Origin of the sequence: Candidatus Aegiribacteria sp., assembly GCA_021108005.1 — a bacterium.
Classification (GTDB): Bacteria; Fermentibacterota; Fermentibacteria; order Fermentibacterales; family JCC-6; genus Aegiribacteria.
In genome coordinates, this window is record JAIORS010000153.1 from 1 (window position 1) to 5,252 (window position 5,252).

A 5,252-nucleotide genomic window follows, 5' to 3' on the forward strand; every position below is an offset into this window, starting at 1 on the left:
TGATCAACGACAATTATTTTTCCCGGTCAACGACAATTAAAATTCCCGACTCCATTTAGCCATTCAGTTCCTCTCCAGGATACCATCCTGTTCTTTTATGAGTTAATCCTTGACGTGCCAGAATACGGGAAATTGTTCTCTCCGAAGGTAATGGTTCCTCATCAGATTCATCCACTTTTTTCCGAATTTCCTTGGGGCCGCAAGGGAGGCCATGATTATAGAGATGAAGGCGGATCACCATAACGATTTCCTCAATCTCTGCTTTTGATCGAGATATATTTTCCATATTCTTTTCTCGGTTCCTCGCTATTTTAAGAGGGTAAAACCAATTTAAGTTTTCCAGCTATGAGATAAATCATAGTAATAAGATTTCGGGTGGTGCAGTAGCCGCATGATCGAGCCTTGGCCGCTTGAACCAAGCTGTTTATTCCTTCTAAGATACCATTGTTAACATTGGACTGAAACCATCGAAGCACTCCATCCCAGTGCCGCTTTATCGTATAGGCTGCCTCTTTGATCGGCTCCAGACGGCTATGGATGGCCCAGGAATACCATTTTTTAAGATAAGCCTCCGCATCTTCAGCAGGCTGATTGAACAGTTCCTGAAAATTGAGTTTTATGTGGTGGGCTCGACTTGTCTTTAAATTAAGCTTTTTAATTGTGAGTTCTTCAAGGGTTTTGGTCTGGGAGGGTTTCAGGTTTTTAAAATTCTTCAACCAAATGTAACGAGTCCTGAAAAATTCAGGACAATCTTTTTGTTCCTGACGGCGTACCTCGTCAACGGCTTCATTGACGATTTTCATGCTATGGAACTTATCAAAGGTCAAATGAGCGTTGTGGAAGTACTTCTCAACGCCGCTGATAAATGATGGGGACATGTCACCACACATCTCCTCAATGGCTTCAGGCTCACCGCTGTAATCAGTTAAATCTTGTTTGAAACATTTGACTGTAAAGGCATCTTTGCCTTCTGTGGCAAAAAGAACTTTGGGGCCTTCAAGGTCAAATAGACTCACATAATTTTGGCCGCGTTTGCTGAAAGTCTCATCCATGCCAACTTTGTGGACACTGGAATGATCGGCTTTATCCTTGGCTGCATCAACGTAGAGGCGCCATAATCGAGTGTCATGCTCATTGATGAACTCGGCAATGTTTTTAACCGGCATAGATTTAGCCATCGTCATGATTATGGCTTCAAACAGCAACGTGAAACCGCTACCGGATCGAGCCCATGGGACATCAACCAGCCACATCCCACAATTGTCGCATTTAATCCTTGGCACTCTGGCTGTCAGGTAGGCTTCATGCTGAAAGAAGTTCAGGTGCCGCCAGTTCTTTTTTTGGGTATCATAGGCTTTTATGCCAGCCTGACCACACCCAGGACAGGTAAAGGTGCTTCCTCGGGGAAAATCGATCCTGATGTCGAGACGCTTTTTTTTAAGGTTAAATTTTGCATCAGACACCCGCCAAAGCGGTGTCAAACCAAGGGCCATTTGAAAAAGGTCTATGTCTCTCATAATGTATAACCAACTATCTTTTTTGCTGTAAGTAAATTAAGCTCTACCCACTTAAAACAGCGAGGAGCCCTTTTTTTCTCTACTTTATTCTTTTTCCTTTGTCCTTTTTGGATTGTTCCAGGCGGTAGCTTGGCAGGTTCAGCTCCAAAATTATGCTATGATGAACCAAACGGTCAATGGCAGCAGCCGTGGTCATGGGGTCCTTGAAAATCTGCTCCCACCTGGAAAAGGGCAGATTGCTTGTCAACATTACAGTGCCACGTTCATAGCGATCAGCCAGCAGCGTAAAGAGCACCTCCATCTCTTCGCGACTCTGCTGAACATAACCTATATCATCAATGATCAAGGCATGATATTTAGAGAGTTTTTTCAGTACCCTCGCAAGCTTCAGGTCCCGTTTGGCAATTAATAATTCTTGGACCAGCAGGTTACAGGGGGTAAGCAGAATACGGCGACCTTGTTGGACTAACTCCTGCCCAATTGCGCACAGCAAATGAGTCTTGCCGCTGCCGGGGTTGCCGAAAGCCAGCACATTTTCATTCCGGTCAACAAATGATCCTTCAAGAAGAAAATCAACCAGACTATTGACCTTGGTCGGCAGACGTTTCCTGTCAAAAACTTCTATATTTTTTTCAAGTGGCAACTTCGATTCCCGCAGATAGCGGACAATTCGTTTATGAATCCTTTCCTCACATTCTCTTTTGGCCAGCTCCAAGAGATAATGTTCATGCGTTAGTGATTCCTGGCGGGCCAGATCAGCCTCGCTCTGATAACATTCCCGGAAAGTAGGAAGATGCAGTTCTCTCAGGTATTGGCTGAGTTCGCTGTGTATTTCGATCATGCCGTCACCTCCGCTCCGCCTAAAAGACAGTCATAGGCATGCAGAACAACCGCCTGGATTGTCACATCGGTTGCCGGTGCCGGCTTCTGGCCGGAGAGGACAAGACTCTCCACAGACTCTGCAGATATCGGCCTGTTCCGGTCAAACAATAAGCGAAGCGCTTCATCCACAGCCGCTTCATTCTCCTTGGCCGCCAATTTCAGAATCAGAAGATATTCCTTGCTGGCTTTTACGGCATGATGTTGTTTCAGCTCATCGTAGGCCATCCGGAAACGGCTCGTCGGGAAGAGGTCACTGCGGTAACGGTAGTTCTCAAAGGCGCCGGGCTTGCGTACCAGCCAGTCGATTATATGCCTGTACTGAATATGGTGATTGCCCGAACCCCGTAGCCGGGGGATATTTTCGATATGGCTCTGGCCGTGCCATATTTCCAGGCGCTCTGCATAAAGTCGCACCGTCACCTTCTCACGGATAAGTCGGCTGTGTACCGAATAAACATTGTGCTTTACCCGGATAGTGCTGCTCGGTCCAACCCCAACAGTGAGCTTTGTGCTGGCTGATAACTGCTTGGCGGGCAAAGATCGCAATAGCGCTAATTCTTCTTTGAAACGATCATGCCGGTTAGAGTTCAATTGTGCAAAGAGTCCTTCCAGAAATATCTCGTATGCTTTTCGAGTGGCAAAATCACGACTGCCACAGAGCATGAGCGCCTGATCCAAGGCCCTCTTGAATCGATGATGCCTCTGTTCCACGTCCCCATTCTCGTTGGGACTCGCCGGTTGGGTCTTACGTCCGGTCAATCTGTAGTGAGACAAGAGACCCTGATAACGTTGGGTAAATTCTTCCGGATTCTCAGGCTTATTCACTGCTGTCGACAGCCTGTCTGTTTGATGCGCCTCCGGAACTCCACCAAGCTTCCATAAAGCTTTTTGTAGGCCATCGCTCAGACTCTCAAAACTCTCAGAAAAACAAATCGTGCCGGTTTCCCAGTTCGAATAGGTGAGGACAAAATGATATATCAGGTGATCAAACAGTACGCCGCCTATCGTGATCCCCAATTTCCCCATATGGGTAAAATCAGACTGGCTTAATTTGCCAGGCTTGTGTACCTGTGGGAAAAACACCTCCCTGGCAGGACCTTCTGTTGCCCGCCAGTTTTTTACCCTCCTCTGAAAGGTCCGAATCTGACCGTCTGAAAAACGTCCAGGATACTCCCTCTGTAAATACTCGAACAGGGTCTTTGCTTCAAAACCGGAATTGTTCTCCAAAAACGATTTGACCCTTTCCCATACTTCTTCAAATGGGTTCTCACGAGTTCGCCAGGTTCGTATTTGCTCTGCCTCCAACTCACTGGGAAGTTTGCTAAGATCACGATATTTTCTGGCTGTCTTTTCATCCATTCCAGACTTGGCGGCTGCGACCCCCAACGTCTTGTTCTCCTGTAAATACTTCATCAATTTCCTCACTTGATTGTCTGTGATCATTCATGGCCCTCCTTTCGCAGGACTTGAATAATCGATTCTTAATCAATCGGGGAAAGTAATTGTCGTCAGGGGGGAATTATAATTGTCGCTGGTCACTCTACCTTGTACTGATGAATGCCCAGACGAATAATTTGCTTGAGAGTCAATTCCTCTTCAGGTAGTCCCTTAATCCACCCGCGCGGAATTCTGATAGTAACGTCTTCTTCCATAATATTGTTTCCTCCTTCAGAAAAAAGGCATAATTCCCCTTATCACAATTGTTGTAATGGCTAAATATATCACAGGGCCAGACTGTTCTTAACTGAATTATTTGAATCCAGTATGGTGCAATCGACTCGAGCAAAAATATGCCGCAAGTATTTGTATCAATCTTTTGTGCTACAATTCCCCATTTTCCTGAAAGCTGAAATATTCTCTTTTCGTCACTATGATGTGATTCCAATTCACAACCAAATTCACAAATAAATTGCTAAACTCCTCAATCATCATAGCTTTCCTTTTTTCAAATCTGCAATCCAGCCATGGTATTGATGGGGGGTAAGCAAATCAAATGTGTAATACTGTTTGGCATCTGCCCAATATTGTGCGTCAATGTCTGCTAAGGGCAATCGGCTTAACTTTTTGTTCACCCTTTCAAAATGCGTCTTTGCGTATTCCTCTTTTGCCGGGGTCGCCTCATCCTGCTCTTCATCCGACTTGATCTCCACTACCTTGATCAGGGTTTCTACGCCTTCATTCTGGAGTTCTTTTAGTCCCTCAAGATGCTCGGCCTTTCCTTCGCTCTCGAGCCTTGAAATGTAATCATCAAGATCAATCCTTATAAAGAAATCAGGATTGAAACTTCGCCTGACTTTGTCTTTACCGCCCCTCCAGTACTGCAAGTCCCATCAACTGATTGCTTGGATACCAACACATTTGTGTCGGACATTAATAACCCCGTCATAGTCTGAACGAATCTTCGCTTCCTGATTTTGGGTAAACATCTTAATTTTATCCTCAACAAATGATAAACGTTCCAGCGATTCATTTGCTCTGAAATCATCGCGGGCCAAAAAATCCAAATCGCTTAATTCTTCTTTTCCGTCAATCAAGAAACTCTGATACAGTTCGCGCTTGGTTCCATCTCTAAATTCAAGTGTAAAGATATATCGAACTGTCAGGCATGGGGACGTACTATCACATCTGACATTCAACAGTTCCGCTGGCATGGATTCGCTTTTATAGAAATCTAATAAGGCGTCTATGAACGGATGCCCGATTCCAAGTAAATCTACTTTTTTCTTTCGGGTAGCAGTTTTTCTGGAAAAGCTAACATTTTCATAACGGGATGCTACGTCAGGATATTTTTTTAAAGCGGGAGGAACAGTTATTTGAATAATATTTCCAGAAGGAATGAAGGCTCCACCCAGT

At 45.0% G+C, this 5,252-nt stretch carries 5 protein-coding genes; all 5 read right to left on the reverse strand.

Going from position 1 to position 5,252, the window contains the following annotated elements:
- Positions 1-311: 311 nt before the first annotated feature.
- Positions 312-1,517 (reverse strand): ISL3 family transposase, encoded by a 1,206-nt coding sequence (locus K8S15_09180; protein ID MCD4776204.1) that lies wholly within the window; start codon positions 1,515-1,517, stop codon positions 312-314.
- A 79-nt stretch (positions 1,518-1,596) separates the two neighbouring features.
- A complete protein-coding gene (istB, locus tag K8S15_09185) occupies positions 1,597-2,358 on the reverse strand; it encodes an IS21-like element helper ATPase IstB (protein ID MCD4776205.1) in 762 nt (253 codons plus the stop codon).
- The gene (gene istA, locus K8S15_09190) at positions 2,355-3,812 is read right to left on the reverse strand and encodes an IS21 family transposase (protein ID MCD4776206.1); all 1,458 of its coding nucleotides are present in this window, start codon (positions 3,810-3,812) and stop codon (positions 2,355-2,357) included. Before istA ends, istB begins: the two co-directional genes overlap by 4 nt.
- A 515-nt stretch (positions 3,813-4,327) precedes the next feature.
- Entirely contained in the window at positions 4,328-4,723 is a 396-nt protein-coding gene (locus K8S15_09195) for a hypothetical protein (protein MCD4776207.1), read from the reverse strand.
- A 6-nt stretch (positions 4,724-4,729) separates the two neighbouring features.
- On the reverse strand, positions 4,730-5,252 hold a 523-nt coding region (locus K8S15_09200), incomplete at its 5' end, for a hypothetical protein (GenBank protein MCD4776208.1).